Here is a 19,461-nt window from a genome sequence, read left to right as displayed (position 1 = left end):
ACCTCTCTCCTTTTACCGTCCGTATGGTACCGAATGCAGGTTTGTCCTACTTCTCTTCTACCTTAGAATCCTTTTTGGTCGTGAGATTATATGACAATCTCATTAAGCTTTCGGCAAGATGAACATTTTCAACTACAACATCCTCCGGCAAAAGCAGATTGAGATCTGTATGGGCAAAATTCCAAATCGCCTTCACACCATAGTCAACCAGTTTCTCAGCAACCGAAACTGCCTCTGATTTCGGCAGCGTCAGTGCAGCTATTTCAACATGATGATCCGGAATAAATTCTGAAAGTTCATTCATCATATGAATCTCAATATCTCGAACCTTTTTGCCTTTGACGGCCGGATTCACATCAAACAACGCCACTGTTTTAAATCCACTGTTCTCAAAAGACTTATAATTAGCAAGTGCCTGTCCCAGATTACCTGCTCCCACAATAATCATATTATGTGTATGATTTAAACCGAGAATCTTACCAATTTCAGCATATAAATATCTTACATTGTATCCGTACCCCTGCTGGCCAAAACCGCCAAAATTATTCAGATCCTGTCTGATCTGTGAAGCAGTTACCTTCATCCGATTGCTGAGTTCACCCGAAGATATCCGTTCTACCCCATCATCCAGTAAGTCCCCCAGATAACGGTAATATCGCGGAAGCCTTCGAATCACAGCTTTTGAAATCAATTTCTCATCCAACTATTTTCCCTCCAAATGGATATATTCTCAAAAACTCCATAAAACTTCTATAATCAGCCTGTCATAGCCGAGTTCATCCATAAATTGCTATTATTAATTATAGTGGTATGGTATAACTTTGTCAAAGGAAAATGGCAATATCCTTGCCTAAGTGCTCAGTTATGAGTTATACTTATAAGCAGTCTGATGACTCTTGGCAGAGAACTATATGCAGGTACAAAGGATACTAAGGAGATTTTCAAATGATTTTATCATGTCAAAATATAAGCAAAAGTTTTGGAACTACTGAGGTATTAAAGAATGCCTCTTTTCATATAGAGGCCCATGAGAAGGCTGCATTGATTGGAATTAATGGAGCCGGCAAGTCAACCATGTTAAAGATTATCATGCGCGATATGTCAGCCGATGAAGGTGAGGTCGTACTGGCAAAAGACACATCAATCGGATACCTTTCTCAGCATCAGGATATCAAGGGTGCCCGCTCCATCTACGAAGAGGTATTGAGTGCCAGGCAAAACCTCATCGAGATGGAAGCTAAGATCCGCTCTCTTGAGACGCAGATGAAGAATGCTTCACAAAGGAAGCTGGAGAAACTGATGGCAGATTATACCCGTCTAAATCAGTCTTTTGAAATGCACAATGGTTACGCCTATCGAAGTGAAGTAACCGGTGTTTTAAAAGGTCTGGGATTCGAAGAATCGGAATTTACAAAGCTGGTATCCACACTTTCCGGCGGTCAGAAAACCAGGGTTGCTCTTGGAAAACTATTGATCACAAAACCGGATATCATTCTACTGGATGAGCCAACGAATCATCTTGACATGGCCTCGATCAACTGGCTTGAAACTTATCTGATCAATTATCCAGGAGCAGTGCTGATTGTCTCACATGACCGCTATTTTCTCGATCGTGTTGTGACAAAGGTAATAGAAATTGACGGTGGAAAAGTGTTAAGCTTTGAAGGAAATTATCATTCATACAGTGAAAAAAAGGCCCTCATCCGGCATGCTGCTATGAATGCCTATCTGAACCAGCAGCAGGAAATAAAACACCAGGAGGAGGTAATCGAAAAGTTAAAATCATTCAACCGTGAAAAATCAATTAAACGGGCCGAAAGCCGTGAGAAAATGCTTGACAAGATCGATCGTCTGGATAAACCCTCACAAGTCCGGGATGATATGCACATTGAGCTTACTCCTCAAATCACCAGCGGAAATGATGTTCTGCATGTCGAACATCTTTCAAAAAGTTTTGGCTGTGAGAGATTATTCTCTGACATAAATTTCGATATTAAACGTCAGGAGCGCGTTGCTCTGATTGGAAACAACGGAACCGGGAAAACAACCATTCTTAAAATATTAAACCAGATTGTTTTGCCTGACGAAGGAAAATTCGCACTTGGAAGCAAGGTACAGATTGGATATTACGATCAGGAACATCATGTTCTTCATATGGAAAAGACCGTATTCGAGGAAATTTCCGACACCTATCCGGATCTGAACAATACAATGATCAGAAATGTCCTGGCGGCATTTTTATTCACCGGTGAAGATGTATTCAAACCGATCAAAAGTTTGAGCGGCGGCGAGCGCGGGAGGGTTTCCCTCGCCAAACTGATGCTTTCAAAGGCAAATTTTCTGATCCTCGATGAGCCCACAAATCATCTGGATATTGTATCAAAAGAGATCCTGGAAAATGCTCTGTCAAACTATACCGGAACAGTTTTGTATGTTTCCCATGACCGCTATTTTATCAACCAGACAGCCACAAGAATTATAGAACTTACAAATGGACAACTTGTAAACTACATTGGAAATTATGATTATTATCGAGAAAAAAGAGAGCTGCTTACAAAAGCATATGCCCCAAAATCAGAGGATGAAACTACAGCATCTTCAACAGCAGCCGACTCAAAAACAGACTGGAAAAAGCAAAAACAGGAACAGGCAGAGCAGAGAAAATTAGAAAATGAAATTAAAAAATGCGAATCACAAGTTGAAGAGCTGGAAATAAAAAATGACAAACTGGACAAAGAGATGAGTCGTCCTGAAGTCTCAACGAATGTGACACGCTGCATTGAACTTTCGAAAGAAAAAGACATGATTGCAAAAGAGCTGGAAAAACTTTATGACAGATGGGAAAAGCTTTCTGAAAAAAAGGAGACAATATAAAGAGAAGAAACAATGGCCTCATAAGAAGCCTTTGTTTTTCTTCTCATATCTGAATGAAACACCTAGTTATTAAATCCTTGATTCTAACATCTCTCGTATAGCGAGGATAAAATCCCGGCTGTTTAAGATTTCAGGTCCTTTTATCGTGGTTATCAAAGCCAGGTCCTTTGTCATTCTTCCGCCCTCAATTGTGGCAAGTGTAGCCTTTTCCAAACGATCGGCGAATTCCACCATTTCACGATTCCCATCCAGTTCTCCGCGTTTTTTAAGTGCTCCGCTCCATGCAAAGATCGTAGCCACAGAGTTCGTGGAAGTCTCCTCTCCTTTCAGATGTCTGTAATAATGCCGCTGCACGGTTCCATGAGCCGCTTCATATTCATAGCAGCCATCGGGAGAGACAAGAACGGATGTCATCATGGCAAGAGAGCCGAAAGCAGAGGACACCATATCACTCATCACATCGCCGTCATAATTCTTGCATGCCCAGATAAATCCGCCCTCAGATTTCATAATACGTGCTACAGCGTCATCAATCAGCGTATAGAAATAAGTAATCCCGGCTTTTTTAAACTTATCCATATATTCATTTTCATATAAATCAGCAAAAACATCCTTAAATCTGTGATCATATTTTTTCGAAATTGTATCTTTCGTTGAGAACCATAGATCCTGCTTCGTATCAAGCGCATACTCAAAACAACTTTTTGCAAAGCTTGAAATCGAACAATCTAGGTTATGCTGTCCCTGTACAACACCGGCGGACTTAAAATCGTGAATCAGAAGTGTCTGCTCCTCTCCATCTTCCGGTACATAGAGTAATTCTACCTTTCCCGGTCCAGGTATCACCATCTCAGCATTTTTATAAACATCTCCATAAGCATGCCTTGCAATTGTGATCGGTTTCTTCCAGTTTTTAACGCAAGGCTGTATTCCTTTTACCACGATTGGAGAGCGAAATACTGTGCCATCCAGCATTGCACGGATGGTTCCGTTCGGACTTTTCCACATCTTTTTCAAGTCATATTCTTTCATACGGTCGGCATTAGGAGTGATAGTTGCACATTTTACCGCTACTTTGTATTTCTTTGCCGCATTTGCACTGTCTATGGTCACCTGGTCATCAGTTTCGTTGCGGTGAACCAGACTCAGATCATAATATTCTGTATTCAAATCAATAAATGGTAACAGCAATTCATCTTTGATCATCTGCCATAAGATGCGTGTCATCTCATCTCCATCCATTTCAACCAGGGGTGTCTGCATGCTTATTTTTTTCATAATGTCTCCTTGATAAAACTTAATCATCGGTTATCAGTAGTGATGCTCCTGAATTACATTGCACTTCGTGCTTTCCAATCCTGCAATAATTACAGTATAAAGTATTTTCTATTTCTTCTCAAGTAAGAAATTCATCCAGCTGAAATAATCCCCGTCCCTGCAGGTTATGTGGAAGTCCCAGATCTTTTGCAGTATCAAGCAGTCGGGCCTTGACTTCAAGATTGGTAAGCCATGGATATTTCTCGAGCAGGAGAGCTATCCCGCCTGATACCTTAGGCGTGGACATCGAAGTTCCGCTTTTGGCAGTGTATCTCCCCTGTCTGATCGCACAGCTGACCACCGAATCCCCAGGAGCAACAATATCCGGTTTGCTGATACACTCCCTCGTGGGACCCCTTCCTGAGATTGGCAGAGCAGAAGTGATCATATCCGAAGAACCCACGGTGATCACCTTCCTGCTGCTTCCCGGTGCCGTCACGCTTCCCGGTTTTGGCCCCATATTGCCGGCAGCTGCAACCACTATAAGACCGGCATCCCACACTCGTTCGACCGCATCAATAAGCTTTTTGTGAATATGATAATCTTTTTCTGTCGTACCAACAGATATGTTGACGATTCGTATCCCATACTTCTTATAATATACAAGTACCCAGTTGAGTGCTTCCAGAACTAGATCCTTATCCCCATTCCCATACTGATCCAGGACTTTTAGAGAAATAATATTAGCTCCCGGTGCCACACCCCGGTATCTCCCATAGGAACAATTTCCATTTCCAGCCGCTATTCCTGCTGTGTGAGTGCCGTGTCCATTGTTATCATAAGGTACATCTATATGATTAACAAAATCCCTGAAAATCAGAATTCGATCGTCAAAATCTATATGAGGGAAAATACCCGTATCGAGAAAGGCAATGCCAATCCCCTTTCCTGTCAAATCATCTTCCATCTATCCGCCTCATACTTATCTTCCTTATACTATATGCCAGGAAGAGATCTGACGCAATCAGGCGAAAGAATGTAATGATACACAGATTGTTACGCTCTTCGAGCTCTCACAATCTTATCATATTGTTTTTTTGATCAGTTCTTTTGCCTCGGAAGGATTCGCCTTTCCCTTCATTTCTTTCATGACCTGCCCGACAAGAAATCCCAGAATTTTTTCTTTTCCGGCTTTATATTCTTCTACAGGATTTGGATTCTCTTTAATAACTTTGTGAACCACCGCTGTCAGTAATTGTGTATCTTTTACGGTCTTAAGACCATGTTCCTCCACATAACACTCTGGATCTACGTTCTCCAGAAAAATCTTTTCGAAGACCTCTTTCGCAACTGTATTGCTCACTGCACCTTCATCGGAAAGCCGAACCAGCTTTGCGAGGTTCTCCGGTGAAAATGACAAATCATCCGGCTCATATTCATACACTTTTAAGAGCCGTAATGTCTCTCCCATCAGCCAGTTTGAAACCTTTTTAGGCTTTTTGCAGATTGCAGTAGTGGCTTCAAAGAGATCAGCCAGTTGGCGTGAACCGGTCAGAATCTGAGCGTCATACGTTGGCAGTCCATACTCTGTTTCATAACGTTTTTGTTTCTCAGGCTGAAGCTCCGGCAAAGATCTTTTCACCCGTTCCATCCATTCATCACTGATTCGAATCGGAGGAAGATCCGGATCGGGGAAATACCGATAATCCCGGGCATCTTCTTTGGACCGCATGGCATAGGAATACTCTTTGTTATCGTCCCATCGGCGCGTCTCCTGTATCACCAGTTCCCCTGATTCAATTAATTCAATCTGACGTCTGCGTTCACCCTCAATTGCATGCCGGATAGCCTTAAAGGAATTCAGATTCTTCATCTCTGTTCGCGTTCCCATCTGTCGGCTCCCACATTCTCGAACTGACAAGTTCACATCTGCACGCATGGATCCCTCCTGCAGCTTGCAGTCAGAGACGCCCAGATATTGCAAAATCAAACGAAGCTTCTCCAGATAAGCCACAACCTCATCCGCATCTCTCATGTCCGCTTCCGACACAATTTCAATCAGAGGGACTCCGCTTCTGTTATAATCAACAAGCGAGCAATCTTCCCATTCATCATGAATCAGTTTTCCGGCATCCTCCTCCATATGAATCTCATGAATCCGAATCTTCTTATTCCCGCCCAAAGTCAGGATCTCTATAAATCCATCATGACAGATTGGAACATATAGTTGAGAGATCTGGTAGTTTTGTGGATTGTCCGGATAAAAATAATTCTTGCGGTCAAACTTACAATACTGATTAATCCCGCAGTTAGAAGCTAGTCCAACGGCCATAGCATATTCCACCACCTGTCTGTTTAAAACCGGAAGAGTCCCCGGCATTCCAGTACATACCGGGCAGGTATGTGTATTTGGTTCGCCTCCAAATTCCGTCGAACACCCACAGAAAATCTTTGTTTCTGTGGCAAGTTCTACATGGACTTCCAGTCCAATTACTGTTTCATATTGTTTTGTCATCTGCATGATACCCCCTTTTCAAAGCTATAAGCAGCACCAAGCAGTGTCTTCTCTGAAAAACAATTGCCAATTAGCTGCATCCCAATCGGAAGCCCTTCTTGGTTCAGGCCGCAAGGCAAAGATATGGCAGGCAGCCCGGCCAGGTTCACCGAAACCGTATAAATATCATCCAAATACATCTTAAGAGGATCTCTTAAAGATGTTCCAAGTTTCGGAGGAGTCCCGGGAGATACGGGTGTCAACAAAACGTCGTATTTTTGAAATGCATAGTCAAAGGATTGTTTGATCATATTTTTTGCTTTTAATGCCTTGATATAGTAAGCATCGTAGTACCCCGAGCTTAATATAAAACTTCCCAGCATGATACGATGTTTGACTTCACTTCCAAATCCCTGTGTACGACTTTTCTTATACATATCGTGAAGGCCTTCGTATTCTAGCGCCCTGTATCCATATTTTACACCATCAAAGCGTTCCAGATTCGAGCTGGCCTCGGCAGAGGCTATCATGTAGTAGGCCGGTATGGCGTATTCTGTCATTCCCAGCTCAAAAGACTCCACAATTGCACCATTTTCCTTTAATACTTTTGTCGCTTCCAGAATGCTCTCTCTCACTTCGAAATCTAAACCTTCTTTGAAATAATCTATGGGAATCCCTATCCTCAATCCGTGAATATCCTGACAAAGAGCAGAAGTGAAATCATAATCTTTTAAATTCACCGAAGTGGAATCTCTAAGGTCATGCGAGGCAATGACAGATAATAGTGCCGCACAGTCACCCACGTCCTTCGCAATCGGTCCAATCTGGTCTAATGAGGACGCGTAGGCAATCAGACCATAGCGAGAAACTGTTCCATAAGTCGGTTTTAATCCTGTAACCCCGCAAAAAGCACTCGGCTGCCGTATAGAGCCGCCGGTATCCGAACCCAATGCAATACTGACCTCACCGGCCTTCACTGCCGCGCAGGATCCTCCTGATGATCCACCTGGTACATACTCAGGATTTATAGGATTTCGAGTCATGCCGTATGCTGAGGTCTCAGTCGTACTTCCCATGGCAAATTCATCCATATTTGTCTTTCCGATGATCACCGCGCCGGCTTTTTTTAGCCTGTCCACTACCCATGCATCATAAGGAGGTGTAAAATCAGAAAGCATCTTAGAGGCACAGGTCGTCTTGATTCCTTTTGTACATATATTGTCTTTCACTGCAACCGGAACTCCGGCCAGCGATCCTGTAAGCTCTCCATTTTCTATCCCTTTTTGTACTTCCCTGGCTGTATTTAAAACCTTTTCTTCATCCACTGTGATAAATGCATTCAGATCTTTTTCCTTTTGTTGTATTTCTTTCAGTGACACTTGAGCAGCCTCCACTGCCGTAATCTCACCGGACTGTATCATTTTTGACAGCTGAACAGCTGTAATTTTTCCAAGATCCATCTTTTTCACCTCCTATTCTACCGTCTTGGGAACCAGATACTGGCCGTCTTTTTTCTTAGGAGCATTTGCAAGCATGTTGTCCCGGTCATCATCATTTGTCACCACGTCTTCACGAAACACATTGTCAACCGGCAAGATATGAGACATTGGTTCAATCCCATCCGTGTCAAGTTCTTTCAACTTGTCGACATAATTCAGCATTTTTTGCATCTCTTCCTTTGCCTTATTTCTCTCATCTCCATCCAGGTCCAGTTTGGCAAGAATAGATACATAATTAATCATTTCATCTGTTATTTTTTCAGCCATTGTCATATTCTCCTACTTTTTTACTTAGATTACGGAACAAGTCTCCCCTGATCGCGAGGGAAAAGCGTCGTTTCGCGGACATTATCATCACCGATAAGCTGCATGGTAAGGCGTTCAAGTCCAATTCCAAGACCGCCGTGTGGAGGCATACCGTACCGAAAGACATCCAGGTACTTCTGCATCCCATCTACTTCAATTTTTCTCGCTTTCATCTTTTGGCACAATTCGCAATAATCGTGAATGCGCTGACCGCCGGTTGTGATCTCCATTCCATGAAAGAGAAGATCAAAACTCAAAGTGAAAGTCGGATCTTTCGGATCGTCCATAGCGTAAAACGGACGTTTCTTTGATGGATAGTGCGTGACAAAAACAAAATCAGCATTGTCCTCTTCTTTAAAGTACTGTCCGATCAGCAATTCTTCCTCGGGTTCCAGATCGTAGGGGTTTTTAATTTTCCGATGATATTTTTCAGATACCAGTTCTTTTGCGTTCGTAAATGTCACATATGGAATTTCATCAACTTTTGGAAGTTTAATGTCAAGAAGATCTAACTCTTTTTTATAATCTTTGTCGAGCAAGTTTACCATGTACTGTAGAAATCCCGTCTCCATCTCCATAATATCTGTGAAATTCTCTACATACCCCATCTCTAAATCAAGAGACGTATATTCGTTTAGATGACGTTTCGTATTGTGCTTTTCCGCCCGAAAAACGGGCCCGGTCTCGAATACTCGGTCAAAGACACCTACCATCATCTGTTTGTAGAACTGAGGACTCTGCTGAAGCACTGCCGGTCTGTGAAAATACTCCAGTCGAAACAAGTTTGCCCCTCCCTCTGCACTCTTTGCACCGATTTTCGGCGTGTGTATCTCTGTAAATCCCTGCTCGTAAAGAAACTCACGGAACCCTCTGACAATTCCTTCCTGAAGTTTAAATTTCGATCTCTCACGAATATTTCGAAGGGCAATTGCTCTCTGGTCAAGCCTGGCTTCAAGTGAAGCGGAAAGCTTCCACTTTGAGATATCAAGCGGGAGTGTCTCCTTTGGTTTTGACAATACCAGAATGGATGTAAGAAGGATCTCAATCCCACCCGGGGCACGCTTCTCTTCTCTTAAGATTCCTCTGACACAGACTGTTTCACCCTCTTTTAGCTCATTAACAGAGACGTCCAAGGAACTGTCCTCATATACCGTCTGAAGTAGTCCATCCCATCTCCTGAGTATCACAAAAGCGATTTCACCCATGTTTCGGACAGCGTGTATCGCGCCTTTTACTGTTACCTTGGTTCCTATATAGACTTTATCTTGTAACTTAGAAATCGTCAAATCCTCATGATCCATCGTTCCATATATATATTTCATATATAACTCCTTTCTGAATATAAAAATGTCCCGAAGCATCGTATCAAACGACACTTCGGGACGGATTATCTTATTCCGCGGTACCACCCGCATTATACAACCTATGTTGTATCTCTTTAAGAGCATAACGTGCTCCCCTCGGAACTGCCTACTGCTATTTCGACAGAACGGCTCCGGAATGTTCCCTGTTGTACATTTCTTCTCATGCAGATGCTCTCAGTCGGTGACACCCGCTTCCTGTCAAGTTCCATGTACAGAGTTTCCTTCATTGCCTTTTCATATTATTAACATTTCTGTGTAGTATACACAAAAATCATATATTTGTAAAGGGTATTATAATTTTTTTATTCTGTCCAGTGCTTCTACAGTACTCTCATACGTTCCAAACGCGGTCAGCCGGAAATATTCCTCGCCGGAAGGGCCGAATCCGGCACCTGGCGTTCCGACAACATTTGCCCTCTCCAGTAATGCATCGAAAAATTTCCATGAGGTCATACCATTCGGTGTTTTCATCCAGATGTAGGGAGCGTTGACGCCTCCGGTTACCGTATATCCGGCAGATTTAAGCCCTTCAGAGATCACTCTGGCATTTTTCATGTAATAGGCTACCTGAGATTTGATTTGACTTTGTCCCGCCGGTGAATAGACAGCCTCACCTGCTCTTTGAACAATATAGGGAGCACCATTATATTTTGTTCCGTGACGTCTTGCCCAGAGACTGTGAAGAGCGACCCCCTCCTCGGATTTTAAATCTTTTGGAACAACCGTATAGCCCAGCCGCATACCGGTAAAGCCTGCATTTTTAGAAAAACTGTGCATCTCGATAGCACAAGTTCTCGCACCCTTACACTCATAGATCGAATGCGGCACATGATTCTCTGATATATAGGCCTCATAGGCGGCATCATATATGATAACGGCTCCGACGCGGTTTGCATAATCTACCCATACCTGCAGCTGCTCTCTGGTAAGAGTCGAACCTGTAGGATTGTTCGGATAGCACAGATAGATGATGTCCAGAGCCTCTTTTGGCAATTCGGGACAGAAATCATTCTCCAGCGTGCATGGCATATAGACAACACCAGAAAACGTTCCTGTCAATGCATTATATTCACCGGTTCTCCCTGCCATGACATTAGAATCCACATACACAGGATAAACCGGATCGCATACAGCGATTTTATTGTCCTGACTGAAAATTTCCTGTATATTTGAGCAGTCACACTTTGCACCGTCGGATACGAAGATCTCATCTGCATATATGTCGCATCCTCTCTTTTGAAAATCATTCTCTACAATTGTATTCCTTAAAAACTCATAACCAAGATCCGGGGCATAACCGTGAAAGGTCTCTTTGTTTCCCATCTCATCTACGGATTTGTGAAGAGCTTCGATGATTGCAGGCGCAATTGGCTGCGTCACATCTCCTATCCCTAATCGAATTACTTGTCTGTTCGGATTTTCCTCCTCATATTCTTTCACTTTTTTTCCAATTTGGGAAAACAAATAGCTTCCCTGAAGTTTCAGATAATTCTCATTTACTTTGATCATCCGCAAATGACATCCTTTCTAATAATTCATTAGTGTTATTACCATTTCTGCTGTTTCAATAAGATTGGTTCCGTTTTCCATACTTCGTTTCTGAAGATAACGATGTGCCTCGGACTCTGTCAGGTGATTTCGTTCCATGAGAAGACTTTTTGCCTCATCGATGATGGACTGGTCCTTTTTGCTGTGTGTCTTTTTGTTTTTTCTGACCATTTTAATCCGACGATTCATCATCCGCACAGTGGCAACGAGATCATTTACTGACAGCGGCTGCGAAAGAGACATAATACCGCTGTCCTCATAGGAACTCAATACCCGCTCGGATGCGATCAGCAACATCTCAAATCCGTCCGGGAGCAATTCGTGAAGTTCGGTAAAAAACATATCCGGAAGTTTATAGCCGCAGATCAGAACACCGCTGTCTTGATCATTTATCTCACCGAGTGCCTGTGAAGCAGTGGTACATACTGCATCCACATAAAAATCATGCCGTGACAGAACATCTCTGATACGTTTTGCATCTTCAATCTTAGGAAAAGCAATTATCAAGCTGTTCATCCATCACATCCTTTATTTTATATATGATACATATATCTGTCAATTTCCCAGTCGGTAACTTGTTGAATATAATCTTCCCACTCGGCCCTCTTCATCTCAATCAGACGCCCTGCAAAGTCGGCCCCTAGCACTTGTGACAGAAAAGTATCCTCCTCAAATGCCTGTATCGCTTCATCTAAATTTCCGGGCAAAAGTGATATTTCTCTGTTTTCCAATTCTTTCTTCGACAGGTTATTCAGATTCTCCTCCATGTTTTTTGGAGGATGAACCTCATTCTTAATTCCATCGAGTCCAGCTGCAAGTATTGATGCCAGAACGAGATAGGGATTAGCCGAAGAATCAGGTGAGCGCAGTTCAATCTTAGTCTTCTCACCGCGGGAAGAAGGGATTCGGAGGATCTGGCTCTTGCTTTTTAACGCCCATCCGATGAAAACCGGAGCTTCAAACCCTGAAACAAGGCGTTTATAAGAATTGACCAGAGGGTTCGTAATTAAAGACATTCCCCGGATATGTTTTAAGATTCCCCCGATAAAATAATATGCTGTCTGACTTAATCCAAGATCATTCTTTTCGTCGTAAAATACATTGTTCCCGTTTGCATCTCTTAAGATACAATTGATATGCATTCCGGAACCATTTTCCCCGGCAGTTGGTTTTGGCATAAACGTTGCATGTAATCCATGACGTTTTGCAATCGTACGGACAGCAAACTTGAATGTCATCAGACTGTCAGCTGCTTCTAAGCCACTAAAATGATGAAAATCAATTTCATGCTGGCCGGGCGCGGCCTCATGATAGGATGACTCTACCTGAAATCCCATGTCTTCAAGTGTCAGAACCATATCTCTTCTGGCATTTTCACCCAGATCCAGCGGACCCAGATCAAAATATCCTGCCCGGTCATGCGTCAGACGTGTCGGTCTTCCATCATCATCGGTATGGAAAAGAAAGAATTCACATTCAGGACCGGCAATAAAGTCATAACCCATCACATGCGCCTCATTCATCACTCGCTTTAAAATCCCCCTGGAACACAAAGAATAGGCCTTTTGATCCGTCTGATAGATATCGCAGATCATACGTGCCACCTTTCCCTGCTGTGGTCTCCATGGCAGAATCACAAAAGAATCCGGATCGGGATGAAGACAGAGTTCGGTTTCTTCCTGTCCTGAAAATCCATCCAACGTGGATGCATCAAAGATGCAATCATTGTCAAGAGCCTTCTTAAGCTGGCTTTTTGTGACAGCCATGTTGCGCAAATTCCCGAGCATATCCGTAAACTGTAGCCGGATAAATTCTACGTCTTCCTCCCTGGCAGTCTTTAATATCATTTCCCTAGTTCGGTGTTCCATCATTGCCTCCTTATCATGATGCTGGGGGCAAAAGTAATTTGCCCCCCTATGATACACAGATTGCTCTGCGTTTTTCCTGTAGCCGTGTATTACAGATTTGTGTACCCCATCAGAGATTCATCCACGGCCTTTGCCGCTTGTTGGCCTTCCCATATAGCCCATACGACCAGAGACTGTCCCCGATGCATGTCTCCTGCTGTAAAAACGCGGGGAAGACTGGTTTCATATTTATTATCACTTGTCAGAACATTTGTGCGTGAGTTCACCTTAATGTTAAAAGCATCGGTCACATAGTTCTGAGAACCTAAGAATCCTGCTGCAATCAGTACAAGGTCTGCAGGAATCTTCCTTCCGGATCCTTCCACCGGCGCCATAATCATTCTTCCGGTTTTCTCATCCTTTTTTTGCTTAAGATCTACAATTTCAATCTGTTTTAGTTTTCCTCTGTTATCACCAATATATTCTGTTACTGTAGTCTGGTAGATTCTCGGATCATGTCCGAATACAGCAATCGCCTCCTCTTGTCCATAGTCTGTCTTCTCAATTTTCGGCCACTGTGGCCACGGATTTGTCTCAGCTCTTTGTAACGGCGGACGGGGCATCATCTCTAACTGCGTGACACTTTTGGCACCCAGGCGAATTGATGTTCCGACACAGTCATTGCCAGTATCACCGCCACCGATCACCACAACATGTTTTCCCCTCGGATCAATATAATGGTGATCAGCAAAATTGGAATCCAGAAGACTTTTTGTAACGGACCTTAAGAAATCCAAGGCAAAATAGATTCCCGCTAGCTGCCTCCCCTTTACTTTGATATCTCTTGGATTGGATGCCCCGCAGCAGAGCAGAACTCGGTTGAAATCTTTCAGAAGCTGCTCCGCGTAAACATCCACACCCACATCGACACTCGTTACGAATTCGATGCCTTCCTCTTTCATGAGGTTAATTCTGCGGTCTATCACCCATTTTTCAAGTTTCATATTCGGAATTCCGTAACGCATCAGTCCGCCAATACGGTCATTTCGTTCAAAGACTGTGACCTTGTGACCTCGTCTGTTGAGACACATCGCTGCCGCAAGTCCGGATGGTCCGCTTCCAACAACTGCCACCTTTTTTTCGGTACGCGTCTTTGGCGGCGTGGCTTTTATATATCCTGCCCTCCAGGCGTGTTCTATGATCGCCCTCTCATTGGCTTTCGAAGTCACTGCCTCTCCATACAAATCGCAGGTGCAAGCCTCCTCACAGAGAGCCGGACACACCCGGGCAGTAAACTCAGGAAAACAGTTCGTCTTATCCAGTCTCTCATAGGCCAGTTTCCAGTTGCCACTCATAATCAACTCGTTCCACTCCGGACAGAGATTGTTAAGCGGACAACCACTCGCCATACCCGCAATCATCCTTGCTGACTGACAAAATGGGACTCCGCAGTCCATACAGCGGGCACCTTGTATTCTCTGCTTTTTCTCGGAAAGAGGTATGTGAAATTCGTGAAAGCTTTTTATTCTCTCAAGCGGTGGAACTGACACGCCGTCAGCACGATCATATTCCAGAAACCCCATCGGTTTTCCCATATTATATTTACACCTCCCTTAAGCTTTCATTAAACGCTTCGACCTGAGCATACTCAGTGTCCATGCCTTTAGCCTCATATTTTGCTGTGAGCATCAGCATCCTTTTATAATCATCCGGAATCACCTTTTTAAATTTTGAAAGATAAAAGTCAAACTCTTTTAAAATGACGGCTCCCTTTTCGGATCCGGTGGCATCTACATGTGCTCTAATCATCTGTTTTAATTCCTTTTCATCGTGCTTATTATCTAAGGGATTCATCGTAACCAGCTCCTTGTTCAGCTTTTTATAAAGCGTATTATCCTCATCCAGAACATAGGCCACCCCGCCACTCATACCGGCAGCAAAATTCCTTCCTGTCTGCCCAAGTACCACGACACATCCGCCAGTCATGTATTCACATCCATGATCTCCAACTCCTTCTGTAACTGCCCTAACTCCTGAATTTCTCACACAGAAACGCTCACCTGCAACACCGCAGATATAAGCTTCTCCTCCGGTAGCACCATATAACGCTACATTTCCGATAATAATATTTTCATCTGCCTTGTAGCGGGCACCTTTGGGCGGCATAATAATCAGTTTGCCTCCGGAAAGACCCTTTCCAAAATAGTCATTCGAATCTCCTTCCAGTTTTAAAGTCAGCCCTTTCGGAATAAATGCGCCGAAGCTTTGTCCGCCGGCACCTGTGCATCTTACCAGGTAGGTGTCATCGGGAAGCGTTTCACCAAAACGTCTGGTGATCTCAGCTCCTGTGAGTGTACCTAGTGCACGGTCAGTATTATGCACTTCCGTATTAATCGTGGCCGATAACTTCTGATCAAAAGAAGGCCAAAATCCAGGAAGGAGAACTCTTTCATCTATTGTTTTTTCCAATTCAAATTTATATTTTCTTCTCGGCTCAAATATCAGGTGCTCTTCTTTGGAATATGGATTGTTGAGAATCTGTGTCAGATCTATGCGGGAAATCCCATCTTCTGTGCTATCCTCACGTCTTTTTAATCTGTCTGTGCGTCCCACAATTTCATCAACTGTATGAAATCCCAGCTTAGCCATATACTCACGCAGCTCTTCTGCAATAAATCGCATAAAATTGACCACGTATTCTGGTTTTCCACGAAAGCGTTCTCGTAATTTTGGATTCTGTGTTGCCACGCCGACCGGGCAGGTATCCAGATTGCAGACACGCATCATGATACAACCCATTGTGACGAGCGGAGCCGTTGCGAAGCCAAATTCCTCTGCCCCAAGAAGCGCTGCAATTGCAACGTCACGGCCACTCATCAGCTTACCATCTGTCTCTATCCGCACACGGTTTCTAAGTCCGTTAGCGATTAAATTCTGATGCGTCTCCGCAAGACCCAGCTCCCAGGGAAGTCCTGCATTTTGAATAGAACTTTTTGGTGCTGCGCCTGTTCCCCCGTCATACCCGGAGATCAGGATCACTTGTGCACCGGCCTTCGCTACTCCAGCTGCAACTGTCCCGACACCCGCTTCCGACACCAGTTTCACGGATATCCTCGCATCCTTATTGGCATTTTTAAGATCATAAATGAGCTGCGCCAGATCCTCGATCGAATAAATGTCATGATGAGGCGGAGGCGATATCAATGTAACGCCTGGCGTGGAATACCTGGTTTTCGCAATCCAAGGATACACTTTCCGGGCAGGGAGATGTCCTCCCTCACCGGGTTTCGCTCCCTGCGCCATCTTAATCTGAATCTCTTTTGCACTCACAAGGTATTGGCTCGTCACACCAAACCTTCCAGATGCAACCTGTTTGATTGCCGAGCATCGCTTTGGATCATCCAGACGATTTGGACTCTCACCGCCCTCTCCTGTATTTGATTTTCCGTGAATCTGATTCATGGCAATGGCCAACGTCTCATGGGCTTCTTTTGAGATGGACCCATAGGACATAGCACCAGTCTTAAAACGTTTCACAATCGAGTCAACACTTTCGACCGTTTCAAGCGGCAGCGGCTTATCGGCATATTGAAAATCCATCAGGCTTCTCAGATTGCCGCATTCCTCACAGTCAACTTTTCGGGTATATTCTTTGAACATCTGATAATCACCGCGTCTGACTGATTCCTGCAGAAGATGAATCGTCTCTGGATTGTAGCGATGTTCCTCTCCGGGGCGGATGCTATTATGTCTTCCGATTGTTTCCAGTGCAAGATTACTGTCCAGTCCCAATGGATCAAACGCCTTTGAATGACGTTCGTTGACATCACGTGCAATATCTTCCAAAGTGATACCTCCCACACGGCTTACGGTATTTGTAAAATATTGATCAATCACTTTATTTGATATTCCAACTGCCTCAAAGATCTGAGAACCCTGATAGGACTGTATCGTTGAAATACCCATCTTGGAAGCAATCTTGACGATACCAGCCCGAACGGCTTCATTATAATCATTCATTGCTGCATAAAAGTCTTTATGCACCATCTTGTTCTCAATCAGATCATGAATCGCTTCATAGGCAAGATAAGGATTGACAGCACTTGCCCCGTATCCGAGCAGTGTGGCAAAATGATGAACCTCTCTGGGCTCCGCAGATTCCAGTATGATTCCAAGACTGGTTCTCTTTTTTGTTCTCACCAGATGTTGGTGCACAGCTGAGACCGCAAGCAGAGATGGAATTGCAACATGATTTTCATCCACTCCCCGATCTGTGAGAACCAGTATTCCTGCTCCTATCTGAACTGCTTTATCCACTTCGATGAACAGATGATCCAAGGCTGTTGAAAGAGAAGTGCTTTTATAGTATAAGATGGACACCTCACTTACTTTGAAACCCTCTTTTTTCATTGTTTTGATCTTTTGCAGATCCGTATTTGTCAAAATCGGATTTTTGATTGCGAGTACTCTGCAATTTTCAGGCTTTTCCCTTAACAGATTTCCGTCTTTTCCAAGATATACCGTAGTCGAGGTCACAATTTTCTCACGAATCGCATCAATCGGCGGGTTGGTTACCTGTGCGAACATCTGCTTAAAATAATTAAACAATGGCTGATGTTCTTTTGACAATGCCGCAAGAGGAGTATCGATGCCCATCGCAGCAATTCCCTCGGATCCATTCAAAGCCATGGGTTTAATTGATGAGCGATATTCTTCGTAGCTGTAGCCAAAAGCAGTAAACAACTTTCGTCTATCCTCTTTCTTGTAAGTCACAGATTCCTGATTCGGAATTTTCAAGTCTTTTAGGTAAACGAGATTTTGATCTGTCCATTCTCCATACGCACATCGTTTTGCATAATATTCTTTCAGTTGATCATTCTGAATGATTCGTTTTTCTCTGGTGTCAATCAGAAGCATCTTTCCTGGATGTAGACGCTCCTTTAATACAATTTTCTCCGGAGGTATGTCAAGTACTCCGACTTCCGAAGCCAGAATCAGATTATCGTCATCTGTAATATAATACCGAGAGGGCCGAAGGCCATTACGGTCGAGTACAGCGCCTGCCAGATCTCCGTCCGAGAAAACAATCGAGGCGGGGCCATCCCATGGTTCCATCATCGTCGCATAATACTGATAGAATTCTCTCACCTTGGCAGGTAATGTATCGTTTTCCTCCCATGGCTCCGGTATCGTGACCATCACTGCAAGCGGCAGATCCATGCCACTCATCATCAGAAATTCCAGAGTATTGTCAAGCATGGCTGAATCGGATCCATTTGCACGAACCACTGGCAAAACTTTCCTCATAGAATCTTTCAGTTGATCTGATTCCATCGTCTCTTCCCTTGCAAGCATCTTATCCACGTTGCCTCTTATCGTGTTGATCTCACCGTTATGTATAATCAGACGATTTGGGTGTGCACGTTCCCAGCTGGGGGTTGTGTTTGTAGAGAATCTGGAATGTACAATGGCGATTGCAGATTCAAAATCTAGATCTTGCAAGTCTTTGAAGAATGTCCGAAGCTGTCCAACTAAAAACATCCCTTTATATACGATTGTACGGCTGGAAAAAGAGACAACATATGTATTTTCATTGCTCTGTTCAAATTCACGGCGAACAATATATAATTTCCTGTCAAAGTCAAGACCTTTTCTTACATCTTCCGGTTTTTTGACAAATACCTGTTCAATATAAGGCATACAGTCTCTGGCTTTTGATCCCAGTACATCGGGTACAATCGGTACTTTTCGCCATCCTAAAAGTTCCAGGCCTTCCTTTTTCAGAATAATCTCAAACATCTTTTTCGCCTGATTCCTTTTTGGCTCCTGCTCGGGAAGAAAGAACATTCCCACGCCATATTCCCGCTCTTTTCCCAAAAAAATGCCGAGGGTCCTACAGGTTTTCGTAAAGAATTTGTGCGAGATCTGCAGCAAAATTCCTACTCCATCACCTGTTTTTCCCTCGGCGTCCTTGCCGGCTCTGTGTTCCAGATTTTCAACTATTTTTAAAGCATTTTCAACTGTCTCATGAGTTGCACGCCCTTTAATATTCACAACTGCACCAATTCCGCAGTTATCATGTTCAAACTTTGGATTATATAAACCGGGCAGTTTCGGGTCCTTTGCACATATAGAGCTATGTGTCATAGATTAACCTTCTTTCTGTGGTTGATGTCTTGATACTTTGGATTGCGGCATCACTATTGTGTGAGACAATCCAAAAATATCATTAAAAACATTTTTATTATCATATACCAAAGCAGAAGTCTTGT

At 43.5% G+C, this 19,461-nt stretch carries 13 protein-coding genes; 1 reads left to right on the top strand and 12 read right to left on the bottom strand.

Annotated elements, in window-relative coordinates:
• Positions 1–46 precede the first annotated feature (46 nt).
• A complete protein-coding gene (locus INP51_RS06830) occupies positions 47–703 on the bottom strand; it encodes a redox-sensing transcriptional repressor Rex (protein WP_193736956.1) in 657 nt (218 codons plus the stop codon).
• Between the two features lie 242 nt (positions 704–945).
• Between INP51_RS06830 and abc-f the strand changes: the two genes are divergently transcribed.
• Entirely contained in the window at positions 946–2,874 is a 1,929-nt protein-coding gene (gene abc-f / locus INP51_RS06825; protein WP_193736955.1) for a ribosomal protection-like ABC-F family protein, read from the top strand.
• A gap of 69 nt (positions 2,875–2,943) precedes the next feature.
• Here abc-f and INP51_RS06820 read toward each other — a convergent pair whose 3' ends face one another.
• The 11 genes from INP51_RS06820 to gltB form a co-directional block, all read right to left on the bottom strand.
• Positions 2,944–4,152 carry an NADP-dependent isocitrate dehydrogenase gene (locus INP51_RS06820; protein ID WP_193736954.1) on the bottom strand — a complete coding sequence of 403 codons (1,209 nt, stop codon included), beginning with the start codon at positions 4,150–4,152 and terminating at the stop codon, positions 2,944–2,946.
• Between the two features lie 118 nt (positions 4,153–4,270).
• Positions 4,271–5,098 (bottom strand): S8 family peptidase, encoded by an 828-nt coding sequence (locus tag INP51_RS06815; RefSeq protein WP_193736953.1) that lies wholly within the window; start codon positions 5,096–5,098, stop codon positions 4,271–4,273.
• A gap of 117 nt (positions 5,099–5,215) precedes the next feature.
• Complete coding sequence (gene gatB, locus INP51_RS06810) at positions 5,216–6,646, bottom strand: Asp-tRNA(Asn)/Glu-tRNA(Gln) amidotransferase subunit GatB (protein WP_193736952.1); 1,431 nt, start codon at positions 6,644–6,646, stop codon at positions 5,216–5,218.
• Complete coding sequence (gene gatA / locus INP51_RS06805; protein WP_193736951.1) at positions 6,643–8,085, bottom strand: Asp-tRNA(Asn)/Glu-tRNA(Gln) amidotransferase subunit GatA; 1,443 nt, start codon at positions 8,083–8,085, stop codon at positions 6,643–6,645. The genes gatB and gatA overlap by 4 nt, the downstream gene beginning before the upstream one ends.
• A gap of 12 nt (positions 8,086–8,097) precedes the next feature.
• Positions 8,098–8,391 carry an Asp-tRNA(Asn)/Glu-tRNA(Gln) amidotransferase subunit GatC gene (gene gatC / locus INP51_RS06800; protein WP_193736950.1) on the bottom strand — a complete coding sequence of 98 codons (294 nt, stop codon included), beginning with the start codon at positions 8,389–8,391 and terminating at the stop codon, positions 8,098–8,100.
• Positions 8,392–8,420: 29 nt separating this feature from the next.
• Complete coding sequence (gene aspS / locus INP51_RS06795; RefSeq protein WP_193736949.1) at positions 8,421–9,752, bottom strand: aspartate--tRNA(Asn) ligase; 1,332 nt, start codon at positions 9,750–9,752, stop codon at positions 8,421–8,423.
• Between the two features lie 333 nt (positions 9,753–10,085).
• Positions 10,086–11,303 (bottom strand): LL-diaminopimelate aminotransferase, encoded by a 1,218-nt coding sequence (locus INP51_RS06790; RefSeq protein WP_193736948.1) that lies wholly within the window; start codon positions 11,301–11,303, stop codon positions 10,086–10,088.
• Positions 11,304–11,321: 18 nt separating this feature from the next.
• The gene (locus tag INP51_RS06785; protein WP_193736947.1) at positions 11,322–11,858 is read right to left on the bottom strand and encodes an ANTAR domain-containing response regulator; all 537 of its coding nucleotides are present in this window, start codon (positions 11,856–11,858) and stop codon (positions 11,322–11,324) included.
• A 17-nt stretch (positions 11,859–11,875) separates the two neighbouring features.
• On the bottom strand, positions 11,876–13,213 hold the full coding sequence (gene glnA / locus INP51_RS06780; RefSeq protein WP_329602328.1) for a type I glutamate--ammonia ligase: 1,338 nt from the start codon (positions 13,211–13,213) through the stop codon (positions 11,876–11,878).
• Between the two features lie 86 nt (positions 13,214–13,299).
• Entirely contained in the window at positions 13,300–14,784 is a 1,485-nt protein-coding gene (locus INP51_RS06775; RefSeq protein WP_193736946.1) for a glutamate synthase subunit beta, read from the bottom strand.
• A gap of 7 nt (positions 14,785–14,791) precedes the next feature.
• Positions 14,792–19,336 carry a glutamate synthase large subunit gene (gene gltB, locus INP51_RS06770; RefSeq protein WP_193736945.1) on the bottom strand — a complete coding sequence of 1,515 codons (4,545 nt, stop codon included), beginning with the start codon at positions 19,334–19,336 and terminating at the stop codon, positions 14,792–14,794.
• Between the last annotated feature and the right edge of the window lie 125 nt (positions 19,337–19,461).

It is taken from the genome of Blautia liquoris (genome assembly GCF_015159595.1).
Lineage (GTDB): Bacteria > Bacillota > Clostridia > Lachnospirales > Lachnospiraceae > Novisyntrophococcus > Novisyntrophococcus liquoris.
This window is presented reverse-complemented; position numbering and strand designations above follow the sequence as displayed.